We start from the raw sequence: 16,562 nt of genomic DNA, 5'->3' as shown, positions 1-16,562 counted from the left end.
CGCATTTTTCATCCTTTTTCTTTTTATCGCAACATTAAGAAAATTGATTGCAACAACCCAATGCAAAAACCGAGAATTCCTCCTAAATTAACGATCGCTTGCAATTCGCTTTTGACAATGCCTTGAATGGTACTTTCGAGTTGAGCGGGGGAAGTTGCCTTCACGCGATCGACAATGACGCGATCGATCGCTAAAATGGGAATGACCCGAGCGACTAATTTCTCTAAGTCTCGCTCTAAATAACGTTCGAGAATCAGGGCAAGTTCCCAACTGATGGTTTCAAGGGAAGTATTGAGAACTTCAGAATTACGAAGTCGTTTAATTAAAATAATCGAGAGTTTATCCCAATCGATTGAAGATCCTAAGCCTTGAATGAGGCCGCTACCTTTATCTTGAATATAAACGCGCACGGTCTCTCGAGTGGTTTTGCGGAGTTGGCGGACGGTGGAGAGGGGAAGACTTTCTAAGGAAAGATTTTGCAACCAGCGACGCAGGCGATCGCGAATTTCTAAGGATAAAATTAATTCTTTTAGTCTCGCATTGGCAATCTCTTTCTCATCTAAACAGAAAGTTCTCAAACGAGCGAGAGAGTTTTTCACCCCAAATAAATTCGCAACTACCCAAGTCGTCCCGCTTGTTTTTTCGCGGAATCCTTCATCGATAATGGCAATATTGCGATCGGTGAGAAAGTCTACGATCGCCTGTCGCAGGAGATCGGGCGGGAGGACAACTTGCAAGAGCCAATCGGCAAATTGACGCGCTTGAGGGTCGCTGAGGCGAAAATCTAAGAGGACGCGATCGAAGATATGATTAATTTGATCTTCGAGAAAATCTTCTCGTCTGGCAAAAACTTGAATGAGGCGCGGCAGGGAGTTACTAAAGAGATCTCGTAAAACTTCTGCGAGAATTTTGGCGGTTTTTTGTTCTTTATCCGCTTGAATTTGCTCGATCGCCAAGCGTAGAAGCCATAAAAGGGAGCTTTGTACGCGCTCGGGGGTTAATAGTCTCTGGGTTAGGTTTTGTAGCTCTTTCGGAGTCAGCAATGACCCCATAATCGTATCGGAAATGCGTTGAGCGAGACGTTCTTGATTGCGAGGAATCAAACCAGGAGTGAAGGGAAGGCGACGCTGGCCGAGATAAATGGGTTTATAAGGACGAAATAGCATTTGAATGGCTAAATCGTTGGTGAAATAGCCAATAATTCCTCCAGCTACAGGAGGGATAATGAGAATCCAGAGATCGGACATTTATCAGTTAACAGTTATCAGTTAACAGTTATTAATCAATCATTTTTCGAGAACCAAGACTCCCATTATGCCTCCGCTAATGGGATAGTGGATGGCTGTTTTAAATCCGGCTGCTTTTCCTAGTTTAACTTGTTCCGTGCCGAGGGGAAAACGTTCTAGGCTGGGGAAAATATACTCATATTCGGCTTTAACGGCAAATCGTTCGGCAGTGGGAACGACAATATTATCGAGATACCATTGTTGAAAAGCTTGCATTAAGGGAATAGTGGGGCGATGAAAGTCTAAAATGGCGACTTTTGCTCCCGGTTTGAGGACGCGGTGCAGTTCTTTGAGGGTGAGGGGAATATCGGGAACGTTTCGCAACCCGTAACCCATTGTCCCACAGTCAAAATAATGGTCGGGAAAAGGCAGAGCGATCGCATTGCCTTCCACCCACTCAATAGGAGGGGAGGGAGTCATTATCTGGGCTTTTTCCCAAGCGATCGCCAGTTGTTGAGGAGAAAAGTCTAACCCCACGACTTGTCCTGCTGCTCCTACCTGCTCGGCCAGTAAAAACGCGAGATCGCCACTACCGCAACAAACATCTAAAGCGCGATCGCCGGGTTGCGGCTCTGCCCATTTTACGGTCATTTGCTTCCAAACCCGATGCAATCCCCAACTTAGATCTTGATTGAGGCGATCGTACACGGGGGCAATGCGATCGAAGAGTCCTTGAACGTCAGAATCGGTCATTTCAATGAACAATGAACAATGAACAATACCTCACTTTTAGCTTAAATGGTTTATCTAGCTTACAAATCAGCGATTAAACTGATGACCTCTCCCACCCTGCCAAATTGGAAAACCGCTTTCATTTCTCAGGGTTAGGGTTGCTTCTCCTTTCTTGATTTGGGCAGCAATCAGAGTAGATTGGCCGTTTCCGATAACTTTTCCGTTGATGGTTTCTACGGTATTGGGATTATACATTCCGCCCTGTTGATGGTGTCCCCAACCCCTGTTTCCTTGCCGATGCCGGCCCCTCGCCTGTCCTTGCGTCATCCAGTGGGGATGGTGTTGATATTCGAGATTCGATCTCAGCCAACAAGGAGCGAACTTAGATTCTGTGGTTGATTCAGTTAAAGTATCCTGTCCCCACAAGGGACTAGCATTCAGAGCCAATAGAATAACACTCGCGACAGCGGCACTTTGAACGATTTGACTCGTAGAGTTTATCCTCATTCTTTTGTCCTCCTAGCGCTCTATCTCTAGTTTAAAGTCTCCATCGGATGGAGACTCAAGCTCAGACAACAAAAGTTTATAAACGTCCTGTTTGGGTCATACAAAAACGCCAGCCGAAAGCGATCGCCGATTGCTGGTATGGCTATCCATCACTGCTGGTTGCGACGAGGGCTAAAACTGCTTGTTGGGCAGCGAGATGAATGAGTTTGATCTCTTCTTCGTTGGGTTTGGGGGATTGCGTCCATTGCAAAGATAGTACGGCAAGGGTGCGATCGCGGAAAGCCAAGGGAAGTATTAAGTGAACTTTGATCCCTGCACTACTGTAAGCTTCATGTGGCGGCTCGCTTCTATTATCATTAACCCAAACCTCGGTTTTTCCAGAAACAAGTATTTCTCGCACTAAAGGATCGTCTTCTAAAGTGAGAGGAGTCGCTCCGGTTTTGCCATAGTTGCCTATTTTGGCGAGGCTTTCCCCCGCAACGGCTTGAAAAATACAGCCATCCGCCATAAAGCTTTCACCAAATGCCTTAGCAAGAGGTTCGAGACAACCTTCCCACGATGGCTGGGAGCTCGCAACTTCCGCGATCGCCGAGAGTAGCGTGGCTTGTTCTTGCGCCCGGTGTAATTCTTCCGTGCGTTCTTTGAGAATTTTATAAGTATCGGCAGCGCGATCGACGACCTCTTTTAATTCGTTAGGATCCCACGGCTTTGTAATGTACTTGTAAACTTGTCCCGAGTTAATAGCTTCGACTAAATCTTCAACATCGGTAAAGCCCGTCAAAATGATGCGTACCGTATCGGGAAATTCGGGGACGGTTTTGCTTAAAAACTCCGTCCCCTTCATCTCCGGCATGCGCTGATCGGAGATAATGACGGCGACTTCGCCTTCATTTTGCAAAACATCCAAGGCATTGACCCCACTATCTGCCTTGTAGACTCTAAAATCTCGTCGAAAAGTACGATAGAGCAAATCGAGATTGTCTGGTTCGTCATCGACGACGAGCATTTTTGGTTTTTTCGGTCTTTCCATGCTTGTTATTTGGCGCGTTACATCATCAAGATCGGACAAAGAATAACTCATGACAATACAAGCTGTATCTATAAAAATCTGGATTGTCGAATTCGCGAGGAGAAAAAGCTCACCCCCATCTATCTTCTCCCATTTCCCAATCCTATCAGGAGTTAATCCGCTTACACCCTTATCTCAATCGGGATTTTCATCTTAACTCATGGAAAATTGGGTTTGGGGTTGGGTCGCTGTTCTTAGCACGAGTGAGGTGATGAGGTTGACTTATCCGATTGCGATTTCCACTTGAAAGATAATGTCGTTAAAATCGGCATCTCCCAATTCTGGCAGATCCTCAAAACCGTAGAGATTATCCCCTAATAACTGGATGTGATCTCGGGTGTCGGCATTCCCATTGGCAAAGGCAAAATAAATCTCAGGATCGTTACTGGCATCGTTATCGAGGAGTTCGTCAATGGTTCCATTGGCAAGGATAAACGGTGCAAAAAGACTGCCACCTGCCAATGTTGTTGCGGCACCACCACCGCCGCGATCGAAGGAAATGCCCCCGCCTTGTTGCTGACTCGCGAGTAATGCGGCTTCAATATATCCATTACTTCCCGGACTCACTAACTGTCCGGTAATAGGATGGCGAACGTTTCCGGCTTCGTTTTCAATTTTGTATAGTCCGACGGTGTTTTCAAATTCTGCCTCACTTCTAACCGTAGGAAAAACAGCGCGAATGTTTTGCCCGTCGAGGTTTCTCAAGTCAATTAATTCTGATTCGCGTCCCCCTTGGGCGTTGGCGGCGAGATCTTGTAGGGAGAGGGGGTTGCGATTTAATTTGACACTCATTACCAGATCGGCATAGTCTTCATCGCCACCCCCTTGAGATTCTTCCCATCCCAGAGTAAAGGTATTATTGCCCCCTGTGACCCGCAGGTGGTCGAAATTGTCATCATTGGCAGCCGTGGAGGAAAAATACACTTCTGTTTCTCCCGCATCCCCGCGCAGGATCGTATCTCGCGTTCCTTTAGTGATGAAATAGAACATAAAGCGATCGCCCGCCGCGATGGGTAAATTGCGGGTTAAGTCCAAACCGCCGATAAGGTTATCGGATTTATTGGAGAGGACGTTAAAGATAGTGGTTCCCGATCGCAGTGCCGTGTCTTTAAAATTATCTTGGGTGGGAGAGACTCCATTGACGCGATCGCGGGCATCGACTTTAAAGATGCCCACTTCGCTGACGCGATCGCTATCGCTAGGTTGCAGGGTAAATTCCAAGCTGGAAAAACCGCCGTTGCCGGTGACAGTAAAGGTATCGTTGCTTTGCACTTGCAAGCTGAGAGGGGCTTCGATGAATCCGGGGGCGTTAACCGAGGCGATCGTTCCCCCTTGAAAATCGAGGTCTCCCCGTTGGTTGTCTGCATAGTGGAGAAGAATGCGATCGCTTTTACCATTACCATCGAGATCGAAGAATTGCGCCCCGGTATTGCCATCATAAATGAACTCAAACCAGTGAGGATTGCGATTATTCGGTTCGGGACCGTAAACCCAGAGGGTATTATAGCCGAGGTTTTCTGGTTCCTCGGGCAGCAGCAGATTGAGGGTGACAGAGGACGATCCCGCCGCCGGACGCAGGCGAAAATCGAGAAAGTCGAAGGAGAATTCTGCCCCTAGTCCGAGGGGATCGCCCGGTGCGCCCAAAGCGGGATTATTGACGGCTTCGGCGAGGATAAAGCGAGTCTCGCGATTGGTGGCTGCGAGGGTAACAAAGGTATCGGGGTTGCCCGGATCGCCGTTAAAGGTCGAAAAGGAAACGACGCTAGCTTGCTGGCTGTCGAGGATGCCATCTAGGTTGCGATCGCCGACGACTCTTTCCATTTGATCCGGTACGCCATCCCCATCCCCATCGGTACCAAAATTTTCTAAAAACTTAACGGTGCCTTGGGCATTCCCCACCAAGACATCGATATCGCTATCCCCATCAAGATCTCCCAAGGTTGGGGTTGCAAAAGCCCCCGTCACATTCCGGTTAAAGGGACTGGGTAAGCCGACAACGGGAATGAAATCTGGGGTCGTAGCGGTGCCGATATTGACGAAATAGATTAACCCTTCGTCATTGCGTCCTGCCAAGATATCTAAATCCCCATCACCATCAATATCGGCAATACTGGGGCTGCTGAAACCGCCGATACTTTGCAGGCCAAAGGCATTGGAAACGGGTTGGGCAAAGGTGGGATTGTCGGGGGTGCCGATATTTTCCACAAAGCGGATATCCCCGAGGGAGGTTCCCACAAAGGCATCGAGATCGCGATCGCCGTCAATATCCCCGAAAGTTGGGGCGGCATAAGTGCCGATATTACTCCAACCAAAGGGGTTGGTTTCTGGGGCAGCAAAGTCGGGGCTATTGACATCGCCGTTATTGCGGAAGAAAAGGACATCGCCGACGCTGTTACCCACAAAGGCATCAAAGTCCCCATCGCCGTCGATATCGGCGAAAGTGGGGGCGCTATCGCTACCGACTCCTGCGAGGTTAAAGGGATTGATTTGTGCAGGAGCAAATTCAGGTTTGGTGGCGGTACCGATATTTTCTAAAAATTCGAGATTGCCGTTGCCTTTGCCCACAAATACGTCAAGTTTGCCATCCCCATTAATATCAACAATCGTCGGATGGCTGAACTCTTGGACTTGAAAGGCATTGAGGGGATTGCGATCGCCTCGGCGTTCGATAAAGCGGGTGGGGGCTAAGACCACCGTTTTCACTGTGGCGGTGCTGGTGGTGCCGTCGTCGTTAGCGATGGTGTAGGTAAAGCGATCGCTACCGAGAAAACCCGAGGGGGGAATATAAATTAAAACATTATCTTGTTGAATGACTGTGCCGCCATTCACGGAGGAACTATCAAAACTCTCAATTTTGATCGCTTGTCCATTACCATCGCTATCGTTCAATAAAACGGGAATGAAAACGGCAGTATTGGGAATGGTAGCGGCGGCATCATCTCGGGCGACGGGGGGGCTATCATTATCGAGAATAAAGGCTTCGGCGACGGGACGGGCGATATCGGCTCCATTGGCATTGCTGAGGGTAATAGAGAAATTTTCACTCGCTTCGATGTCTGTATCGCCCTTAATCGTCACATCGATGGTTTGGCTGGTTTCCCCGGCATCGACATCAAAAGTGAGGGTTCCTGTTAAAGTGCTATTCGCCCCGGCTTCATAATCTTCTGGTGTCACCGCCGTGCCACTGGCGATCGCGTAATCAACGGTAACGATTCCCGATTGAACTCCCGTGAGATTAACGGTAAATTGAACATCTTGGTCGGTATCGGTTTCCCGGATGGAAAGATTGGCTACGCTAAACCCGGTGGGGTTTGCAGCAAGGGGAACAAAAGTTTCAATCCAATCGGTAAAGGCAGAAATCCGCGTATAAATGCCGTAAAAATTGGGTTGGGCGGACCCTCGACCAAAACTGACGATCCCCGCTTGAATATCGCGATTTCCTTCCCTAATAATCAACGGACCGCCGCTATCGCCTTGAGAGGAATCCTTGCCACCTTCGGGAAATCCCGCCGCTAGCATATTTGCCGTAATATCGCCGTTGTAGGATTGAGGATGGTTGGCGACTTCATTGGTTACGATGGGGATATCCACTTCATAGAGGCGAGTGGCACTGGGTCCGCCATCGCTTAAAGCCCCCCAGCCGATTGCTGTGGAGAGAATACCTGCCGAGGTTTGCTTGAAGGGATCTTTGTCTGCCACCAGTTCCACGGGGGTAATATTGGTGACGGGGGTGGAGAGTTTGAGGAGGGCGATGTCAGAGTCAAAGGTGGCGGGGTTATAACTGGGATGAATAACAATTTCCGAGACATTGTAGCGAGTGCCACCGCCGTTGAGAGAATTTGTGCCGAGAAGAACGTCAAATGTATCGGGGTTCAGTCCTTCAACACTGTGGGCGGCGGTTAAAATCCATTCGGGGTGGATGAGGGTTCCCCCAGAAAATTGAGCGGTGGCGTTATTAGGTTCATTCCCCCGGACGAGTGCCGCCATCCACGGATATTCCCCATCGTTGGCCAATACGCCACCAATAATACGTGGTTCTCGTCGGCGATTGTCTGCGCGATCGTTTTTGGCTTCAAGGGCGCGGAAGAAGGGGGAAACGGTGGATGCGGCTGAGAGGTCTGGCATGGTTTGAAGGAAGTCGAGTCAAGGTATCCTGCTTGACTTGAATTATAAGGTGCTTTTTGGGTTGGCGAAAACTGGTAATTGGAGTGAAAAACCTGCGCGATCGCTGAGGTGTTAGGATATTACGGCGCATCGGACAGTTGCGATCGCTGTTTGCTGTCGAGAGGTTAAGAAATTGCGATCGTATCTCAGTTTAAGGTCTTTATGTTTTTTTAAGAGATTCTCTTGTTTTATTAGAAGAGTGAGATCCTATAGAGTTTGGATGAATTTAATTTTCAATTGGTAAGTATAGCTTTGTTTTTTCATGATATTTCCATGCAATACCATCTGGATCGAGACGTTGACTCCATTCTGGAAAATCTGTTCGTGTTTGTCTTCTACTAATAGTTGAGCGATCGACACCAAATCGTTTTGCTAATGTTTTTTGATTAAGTGATTCTGGTACTTTTACTTCTTCAAAATCAGAAAGATTTGATAAGATACTCCGTATTGGAATTTGTCGATCTGGAAGTAATGCTAATAACGGCAAATCTTCTTGTTTTTTCTCTTTCCTTTCTCTTAAAATTGTTATTTGTTTTATCTCTTGATTTTTATGTTGTACTTTTAATTGTTTTTTCTGCTTTTTGGTGTTTGCATTGTTAGCCTTAAGTTCTTTCAATAAGAGATCTGTAAATGTTTTTGATTGCAAAAGTCTAATATGATCGGTGATTTCATCTCTATCGGACATCTTAATTTCAGAACATTTTAATATATGTTTTTTGCATCTTTCAATGACTTCTTGACAATTAATGGATTGAACTCTTTTGATTATTTCAAGACAGTATTTTTCTATTTTTTCATTATTGTTACTATTTTCATTACATGAAGGGCAATTTGGGTTGACAATATATTTAAAAAGCATTAAAATATGGTATTTCTCTTGCTTTGTCACTTTAATTTTTTCTAAATAAAAATCAACTAAAGAGCTTGTATAATAAACAATTGGATGATGAAACTCATTAAATATTTCATGAGGAATTTTCTCGATTAATTGTTTTCTCTGATGAACAACAACAAGATGAGGTAAATCAAGAAACATTGATGTAAAACTTTTAATTTGATCCCAAACAGAGACAATATATTTTCTTTTTATATTTGATAAATCATTATACTGTCCGGGTCTCCTTTCATAATATAGTTTTTGTTTATTTTCAATATAGGTAGTTTGATACTTATAAAACTCTTCCAATCGTTGTGGAAATTCTGATAAGGCAACTAAAAGTTCTTTCGGAACTGCTGTTTGAGAATTTGTTGCTTTAATAATAAAATTTCTGATTTTTTCATTATCAGTTTCTATTATTTTTATAGGAATTACAACTTTATCAATTTTTTCATGCCTGCAAGAAAAAAGAATATAACTTGTTTGACAACCATTTACAATTTGATAATCTGTAATTCTGATTGAACTTGGTGTTGGTTGTTGTACTTCTTTTGCAATAATTGTAATTCCATTATTAAGAATAGGAAATTGAGTGCTATATTTAGATATCATTGTTTCTTTTATTGCAAAATTAGTTTCATTATTTTCTCCCAAAAATCCTCTTACATTATCATAAAAAATAAACGGACTCATTTTATCTTCTTCATCAACCAATATTTTTCTAAACTCTGAAAATTCAAGAGTAATACTCATCGCTTTCTTTATATTTTCAATTGGATGAGCTTTGACAAGATCTACAAAATCTAAAATTTCCACTGTGGTCTCAACTTGTAGACTCAGACTCCTGTAAACTTTTTCAAGGCGATCGCACCCCCATGTAAATATTTCAACATTCTCAAAATTTATTTCGCAAGTTTCTTGTAAGTTATTTTTTTGTAATTCAATTTCTCTTTTTATTGCATCACTAGGTTCTTTTCTTGCATTAGTGATATAATAAATTGAGCATTTTGGTTTCTCCCTAATTTGTGTATTCCATTTCTCTAACAAATATCGAGATAATTGAGCTTTATTTTCAACTTTAATATTTCTTTGTCGAACTGGTTTTTTTCTAAAAAAATCCTTGACTGCTTCACAAATATCTAAAATTTCTTTTCGTAAAAAATCATTACTGCTTTTGACTTGTGTAAAAATAAATTCTACTTTTAGTGTTTGATTGTTATGTAGTTCATTGTCTAATTCATTTGTGGTTTCAGCATTAAGTAGACGATCGTGTATTATAATTCCTATTCCATCTAAACCGCTAGTCCTCGGATTCGCTGTTCCATAGCTTGTTTAACTCAATTTGTTTTTTGGTTCTTTTGTATTGTAGCATTAATCGAAGGGGATTGACTTGTTCTTCCAAGTAAATCTGAATGAAATTACTATCAATATTTTTGCTATTATATAGCAATCCTAATTGAGATGTGAAGGTAGCGCAAGCTGAAACTCTTACCATTGCCAGATTGCTTGTTTACAAATCAAATGGACTTGCTATATTGCTTGAATTTGTGTTGGAAACTTTCCCTTTTTGAAAAGCGATCGCAATGTTATCCCAAATAGCTCACACTATCCTCCGATCATTCCTCTAATGAATAATTTTCCGATTCGTATTGCTCGATAATAATTGTGAGCAATTTAAGCAATTCTTTCTGTACTAGAGTTCGATTTCGAGTGAAAATAAGTCGTTCTGCTATAGCCAAAAGACGATCGTATTCTTCCTCGGTTTCAATTGCTGTTGGAGCAACTTCAATGAGCAAATCACAATATTCTTTTCTGTCAAAAGTAACGGTCATTTTTCCATCTTCCTTTATCGTATTCAGGATGAGTTAACAAATATTTGTAGTAAATAATTTGTAGTTCATAATCAATTCCAACAATTAAACGATATTCATTACCTTTGATGTTAAAAATCGTGAAATTACCCACGGCTTCAGCATCTCGATAATCTTGTCGAACATCTTCTAAATGTTGCCATTGAGCTTTTTTAACTGTCGCATACCAATTTTGGATTTGTTTTTTGAGATCGGGATAATGAGACGCATCATCTCGAAGGTTTCGGATGGAAATTAAGTGCATACGGGATTAGCTGGGAGTTTCTCAATGAGCATCTATTCAATCCATCTCAACTAAAAACAAAATAAGGAATCCATATATATAATACACTACCTTCTCTGACGATCGCATTGCATCCGCAACGCCAACATATGCTCGCAAGGCCCCTTATATAATTTATTCTGTTGAAACCAATTGCAAGTACAATCGGCTTGAATGAGACGGCGATCGCTATCGATAACAAGATAGGGTTCGTAAGTGCGATCGCGATCGCGCACGGTACCTTGTAAAGTATGGTCGCTTTCTAAATCTCCTATAATATTCGTAATTCTCACTGAATTATTCTCTAAAAAACGAGTTGCTTTTTCTTCTCGTTCATTGGCAAAGCGCAAGCGTTCCATCGGTAAAGGTTCGCGACTCAACTCACGCACGCGATAAACTTGTTTGTTGAGATCGTAAATTGCTCGTCCTGCTTGTGTATAAGCACTTAATGCCCCTAAAACGACATTACGATCTAAATGGAGACGTTTGGCCAGATCCCCCACGGGTTCCGCCCAATTTTCCTGCAACCCCGCAAAAACTTGTCGTTGGGTAAACGCATCTATTTCTGTCCGAGAGGTCATCAAGTCAAAATTCCCCGACCCAGACCAATCATTCGCACTCCACCCCGATAACCCCAAGGTAAAGGACATATCCCCCAGATCCGCTACGTAAAAAGAAGGCATTCCCGTCCCCAGTAGATGTACGGTAAACTTCTTGGCAATAGGAAGAAGACGTTCGAGAATGAGAAGACGACGACGACCCCAAACTCGAATCGTTTGCTCTTTTTCTCCTGTGTAAAGCGATCGCGCACAAACAACCTCTTTCTCCCACGGTTCAAAAACAATTTTTACGGGTTGTCCGGGGGTCAAATGGTAGCGCATCCCTCGGGGACTCTGCTTTTCTTTGTAGCGACGCAGAATTAAGCAAATATTGTAGACATCCATCGGTTGTAACTCAAACCACGTCGCCGGCAGAGACATTGCGGAACTCACTTGCAAGAACCCTCTCACCCAACTATCGGGCAAATCGATTTTCACTTCTTTGTAGGTCTCTTCGTGAGTGGTTTGGACTTCAAACCCCGAGGGATCGACTTGAAATAAAGTATTTTTATAACTGCGGATTTTTTGAAATTCGTTGTAGAGCGCCGCAGAATAATCAATATTGGTGGTTCCGCACGCAAACTCGTTAATGTTTTTAAAAACCTCGTAACTCGCCCCCAAACGACCGTAACTGGACTCATCCTGAGAAAAACACTCAAAAAATACTTCATCGGGATGAACCGTAATCACCGGATCGAGAACGAACCACATATCGCGATCGCGTTGATAGAGATAATTATAGTATTCTCGTTGCGCCTGATAAAATCCCGACCAGCGACCCCTTTTACGCTGATAAAGGTCTTTGAGTTCGCTTTGCAAGGTTTCCATTTGTTCGCGTACTTGCGATCGCTGTGCGGCGATTAACTGCCAATCTAGATCGTCTTGTTGCGATCGCCAGACTTTATATTCAGTCCGATCTTTAGGTTTGAAGCGCAGATCCGAGACGACGACATCGTGTAAAGCACTAATTGCCTCGCGAAAAGCAATGTTTTTTCGCAATTCCCCTACAAAATAAGTGGGTTGGCGCTTCAAGTCCGGAGAAAAGGACATTTGCGTACTATTCCTATTCTCACTAACTGCGGTACTGCCGTTGTAAGCATAATTGAATTCCATCGCGATCGGTTGAAGTTCAAAGCGACGATTTTATTATATCCTACATTTGTACTGGTTAAACAAAAAAATGAAGGAGGAGGCCATTCATTTTTCCTCTTCTGTTGTCGGTTGTGTATTTAAGCCAAACGCGCCTCAGCCAAATCCCGAATCAACAAGGTTTTTGAACAAATGTACCGATTCCAAAATGTTTCTTCTTCCCGACTAAACTGGTGTGCGTTCCCCAGTTGTTGCAAAAGTCTCTTGACTAATTCTGCATCATTAAGATTGAGAAGTGTCGTCGCTTGAATCTGTTCGACTGAAATCCAGAATTGACGCAAGATTGAAGCATTCATCGTTATATCCCTCTTAAAATAGAGTTCGATTGAAACCTAAAGAGAATCTTAAGGCATTTTGAGAGTTATGGAACAATCGGTAACAAATCTAAAGAAAAGATTAAGGAATTATGAGAAAGCGATACAAAAGTTTACAATGAAATCAATCAAATAAAAAAACCGCTAGCCACCCCTTTTATAATAAGGCCAGCTTATAACAGAATCTGAATGTCCTCGAAACTATTGATGGTTTCGAGGACATTCACTTTTAATGTTCGCGGTTCACTGAAATAACTTCATGGGCAAAACTTTCCTGTTTCGTAAACTGAAAAGCCCCTGCGATCGCACCCCAAATTTGTTCGCCAGTTTGTGGATCGAGTCCTTTTTCCCAACTGGTGAGGGTTTCGGGATTGACTTCAAAGGTACTATCTAAATAGGTTTCCTTGTCGTTTCGCACCACCTTACACCCCTTTCCGGGTTCGACTTCCCCTTGAAAACTCTGTCCCGTCCAACGCACGATAAAATCGCAACCGGGCAATTTTTCTAAATGTTCTGGGGTTAAGTCTGAAAGGCGATCGCGATCGCGCACAGCCCCATAAAATTTTTCTTGCTCTTTAATTTTATAATTTTCAATTCCGAGGCGATCGTCTACTATTTTTAATTTTAAGACTCGCAAACGATAGGGTTGTCCTAACATAAAATCGTAAGCCTGTTCGAGCAGTAAACTCGTTCCCGATAATAATTCGTTGGGTAACGGTCTCATACAGACGCGAATATGAGCGAAAAAAGGTGGATTTTCGATCGCCTGTTCCTGATTACTAAAATCCGCAGCCATCCAGCGAGCAAGCGTAAGAATATCGGTAGAATGAGACATAACAATGCAAAATTAAAAATTCAGAATTCAAAAAGGAGAAATTTAGTTTATCATGGTTTTTCGTGAAAGCGAAACACTAAAAATTGCGTCACTTGTTGTTGATTGAAGTTATCATCGCTGACAAGAATTAAACTTGACGATCCATCGGGAAAATGCGCTCCAAAAGTCATTCCTTCTAAATTATCGAGGACAATGCCTAAATCTTTTAAATCGAGTAATAATTGTTTGCGAAGGGGAGTTACGGTGCTTAAATCGCCTTTTAAAGTAGCAATGCGAGAGGTATCGGTTGCCCCTCCAGTAGCAATTTGAAACAGTTTTGCGCCGGCTTCTCGTCCGTCAAAGGTTCGTTCTAAACTCAAAAGAAATCCTTCGCGATCGAGAGCAAGTAATTCTGTTAATCCGTTAGCAATAACGCCTTCTGGAGCCGGATCGAGGAGATAAAGATTTTCGGAAATTAATAGGGGCGAACCAATGGGATTAATAATATAATGTAACAAACGAATGCGAGGAGAAACTTCCGGAGTGGGATCGATATTATCTTGGACGAGGGCAAATTCTGGAGCCGTAAAAACCCGATAAGGATCTTCGGGAATTAAACTGGAAATACCGATCGCCAGTGCTTCAAATCCCATATTTTCTTGGACACCGTGAGGGGGATCTTCTTGACGGATGGGTTGGTTAGGGAGAAAGTAAGCTGGAAGGCGAATCTCGCTGAGATATTGTCCGGTTTGACGATCGAATTCTGCGACAAAGGGATCGATATTGCGACTCGGAATTCCTTCACTCGAGATGAAGAGTGTTCCTTTAGAAGTTAGTGCAATTCCTTCGGGATCGATCGCACCGCTTGCATAAAGATTGTCTGTGTTATCTTTCAGAAATGTAACATTTTGGATGGTAATCTGAGGCGCTTCTGGGTTAGTCAATGTTACATTAAGGGTATAGAAGCGAGCATTCGCGCGATCGTCAGAGAGGACATAGAAAACATTGCGATCGCGATCGTAAGTAATCCCCGATAATCCCCCCACTCTCGTCCCTTCATACTCCATTTTAGGGAGTTGGGCTTTTCCAACATATTCGAGGGACAAATCCAAAAATAAACGCTCTCGGGCGCTGATTTGCGGGACAGTACAACCAGAAAGGGCGATCGCGACTATAGCAGCAATGATGAGAGAAAATAGAGATTTGTAAGACATTTCGATCGTAATAATGCGATCGGACAACAAGAGCAGTTTACCGTTAACGAACCCCTTGAAGTTCGACAAGACCAAAAAGTGTGCTTTCTTGGTTCATGGATTTTCTCTCATTATGTCATCTCTCCGCATAAATTCGGAGAATCTTGACAATTTACTGAATTTGAGGGTGTAGATTTTTCTCTTCCTTCGGTAAATTCAGCAGATATGTAGTTAGGATCGGCAATTCTACGGATAATTTCACGGAGACGATCGCGCGAAAATAGACTTAAACAAGGATTTTTACAGAAAATACTATGCAAGTTCTCGATCTTATTATGCCTAAACCCTCAGATTCTCCCTTACGACAAAATCCTTTCATTGCCTATCGCCATCCGATAACAGGAGAATGGCTGACGATACAAAATTCTAACATTTCCAGTTTTCGCGAGCAAAATTCGAGAGATTGCTTTGCATCGAAAAGACTCAAAACCAAAATTACACCACAATGCGATCGATTACCAGAGAATTCGTCTATAAAAACTGGAGTCAATGCACAAATAATCAGAGAAAATGTAGCAAACCCACCCAATACCGTTAAAATTTAAGTTGCAACATTGACGATTAAGAATGTCTAATACGCCTCAAACTAAAGAAACTGTCGAAGATTTCCTCATCTTTTGCAGCGAGTATGCCCAAAACGCACTTAAAACACAAGATCGTGAAGTTCGCGAAGCATTAGTTCGCCGTCAAATTCCTCCTCAAAAAGTACGTCGTTTAGAGACTAGCTACAACATTACGATTAAGTTAGGCGATAATCTTGGCTTTAAACCTATTAGAAAAACAATCTTGCGCCAAATTAATGCCGCCGCCGATTTTTTACGCGATTTTCAAATTGGAATTTTAGGTCAGCGAACGACTTTATTTCAACTCTATGAAATTGAATTTGCTTTCGATCGCAACTCTAAATTTACTTTTAATTTTTCTGCGGGAAAACTCTTCATCAAACTTCCTTACTGGAAAGCGCAATGGTTCTCGGAATATTTACAATATATCGAACTGAGACAACTTTGGGCAAAAGGCGAACATTTGCCTCGCAAGTCTCCCATTCGTCGCGTTTGGTGGCTATTTGACCCTCTCGGAGAATTCCGTTCTAATCTTAAATCTACTCTGATTTTAGCCGTTCAAAAGCAAATTTTAGGGATTGATAAACTCCTGATTCGCTTTGGGTTATTGGAAGCAGAGGAAAACCCAGAACAGTCCGGACAACTTTCAGTTTCTGTTCCACAAAGTTTTAAACAAGGTGCGATCGCTTATTTGAAAAGTGCGATCGATGAGAAAAAATTAGGCTTTAATTTAGAATTTGCTCTCGAAAGTCAAGATGATAATAGCCTGTTAAAACTCTTAAAACAATTTCAACAAAATCTAACCGATCCTCAACAAATTGAAGAAATTATCGATGTTGCGGCGTTAACCGTACAAGATACAATTCATCAAGAACAATCGAATGTTGATATTAAAATGTTTGGTTTAGTCAATGTCGGCAATTACCATCGCATTGATGTGGATTTGAATTTAAGCACGGGATATTTAAGAAAATATGTAGAAGTTGTGCCTCGCAAGGCTGAAGTTAAGGCCATTCAATTTGGGGTCGTGAATGTTTACACCATTGACGATATTACCGTAACGCCGAATTTTCATAGTGCCATTAAACTTGATTTTAAAACAGCCGCCCTCGAAAAAGCCTTACAAGAACTCAACTTATCAGTGAACAGTGAACAGTAAACA

14 protein-coding genes are annotated in these 16,562 nt (G+C 42.9%); 2 read left to right on the top strand and 12 right to left on the bottom strand.

The genetic code is table 11. The annotated features are described in order from the left end of the window. Window positions 1–23 precede the first annotated feature (23 nt). The 12 genes from AC6RV6_RS19185 to AC6RV6_RS19130 form a co-directional block, all read right to left on the bottom strand. Complete coding sequence (locus AC6RV6_RS19185; RefSeq protein ID WP_500242486.1) at window positions 24–1,247, bottom strand: DUF445 domain-containing protein; 1,224 nt, start codon at window positions 1,245–1,247, stop codon at window positions 24–26. Between the two features lie 39 nt (window positions 1,248–1,286). After that, window positions 1,287–1,979 carry a bifunctional demethylmenaquinone methyltransferase/2-methoxy-6-polyprenyl-1,4-benzoquinol methylase UbiE gene (gene ubiE / locus AC6RV6_RS19180; protein WP_500242485.1) on the bottom strand — a complete coding sequence of 231 codons (693 nt, stop codon included), beginning with the start codon at window positions 1,977–1,979 and terminating at the stop codon, window positions 1,287–1,289. Between the two features lie 66 nt (window positions 1,980–2,045). Then, window positions 2,046–2,465: a hypothetical protein gene (locus tag AC6RV6_RS19175; protein ID WP_500242484.1), complete on the bottom strand. Its 420-nt coding sequence runs from the start codon at window positions 2,463–2,465 to the stop codon at window positions 2,046–2,048. A gap of 142 nt (window positions 2,466–2,607) precedes the next feature. Next, complete coding sequence (locus tag AC6RV6_RS19170) at window positions 2,608–3,546, bottom strand: response regulator (protein WP_500242483.1); 939 nt, start codon at window positions 3,544–3,546, stop codon at window positions 2,608–2,610. A gap of 210 nt (window positions 3,547–3,756) precedes the next feature. Beyond that, complete coding sequence (locus tag AC6RV6_RS19165) at window positions 3,757–7,659, bottom strand: trypsin-like serine protease (protein WP_500242482.1); 3,903 nt, start codon at window positions 7,657–7,659, stop codon at window positions 3,757–3,759. 265 nt (window positions 7,660–7,924) lie between these two features. Further along, window positions 7,925–9,622, bottom strand: coding sequence for an AIPR family protein (locus AC6RV6_RS19160; protein ID WP_500242481.1), 1,698 nt, complete (start codon window positions 9,620–9,622; stop codon window positions 7,925–7,927). Window positions 9,623–10,191: 569 nt separating this feature from the next. After that, window positions 10,192–10,407, bottom strand: a complete 216-nt coding sequence (locus AC6RV6_RS19155) for a hypothetical protein (protein ID WP_500242480.1) — start codon at window positions 10,405–10,407, stop codon at window positions 10,192–10,194. Beyond that, window positions 10,391–10,690 (bottom strand): type II toxin-antitoxin system HigB family toxin, encoded by a 300-nt coding sequence (locus AC6RV6_RS19150; RefSeq protein ID WP_500242479.1) that lies wholly within the window; start codon window positions 10,688–10,690, stop codon window positions 10,391–10,393. Before AC6RV6_RS19150 ends, AC6RV6_RS19155 begins: the two co-directional genes overlap by 17 nt. 86 nt (window positions 10,691–10,776) lie before the next feature. Next, window positions 10,777–12,420, bottom strand: coding sequence for an SWIM zinc finger family protein (locus AC6RV6_RS19145; RefSeq protein WP_500242478.1), 1,644 nt, complete (start codon window positions 12,418–12,420; stop codon window positions 10,777–10,779). Window positions 12,421–12,536: 116 nt separating this feature from the next. Beyond that, window positions 12,537–12,752: a hypothetical protein gene (locus AC6RV6_RS19140; protein WP_500242477.1), complete on the bottom strand. Its 216-nt coding sequence runs from the start codon at window positions 12,750–12,752 to the stop codon at window positions 12,537–12,539. Window positions 12,753–12,999: 247 nt separating this feature from the next. After that, window positions 13,000–13,605: a chromophore lyase CpcT/CpeT gene (locus tag AC6RV6_RS19135; RefSeq protein WP_500242476.1), complete on the bottom strand. Its 606-nt coding sequence runs from the start codon at window positions 13,603–13,605 to the stop codon at window positions 13,000–13,002. Between the two features lie 50 nt (window positions 13,606–13,655). Further along, window positions 13,656–14,825, bottom strand: a complete 1,170-nt coding sequence (locus AC6RV6_RS19130) for an esterase-like activity of phytase family protein (RefSeq protein ID WP_500242503.1) — start codon at window positions 14,823–14,825, stop codon at window positions 13,656–13,658. A 266-nt stretch (window positions 14,826–15,091) separates the two neighbouring features. On the opposite strand from AC6RV6_RS19130, the gene AC6RV6_RS19125 reads away from it, so the two are divergent. Together AC6RV6_RS19125 and AC6RV6_RS19120 are read left to right on the top strand one after the other, a co-directional pair. Further along, window positions 15,092–15,382 carry a hypothetical protein gene (locus tag AC6RV6_RS19125; protein WP_500242475.1) on the top strand — a complete coding sequence of 97 codons (291 nt, stop codon included), beginning with the start codon at window positions 15,092–15,094 and terminating at the stop codon, window positions 15,380–15,382. Window positions 15,383–15,404: 22 nt separating this feature from the next. Beyond that, window positions 15,405–16,559: a hypothetical protein gene (locus tag AC6RV6_RS19120; RefSeq protein ID WP_500242474.1), complete on the top strand. Its 1,155-nt coding sequence runs from the start codon at window positions 15,405–15,407 to the stop codon at window positions 16,557–16,559. The last annotated feature ends 3 nt before the right edge of the window (window positions 16,560–16,562 follow it).

Source organism: Spirulina sp. LEGE 11439 (assembly GCF_059821285.1).
This window is presented reverse-complemented; position numbering and strand designations above follow the sequence as displayed.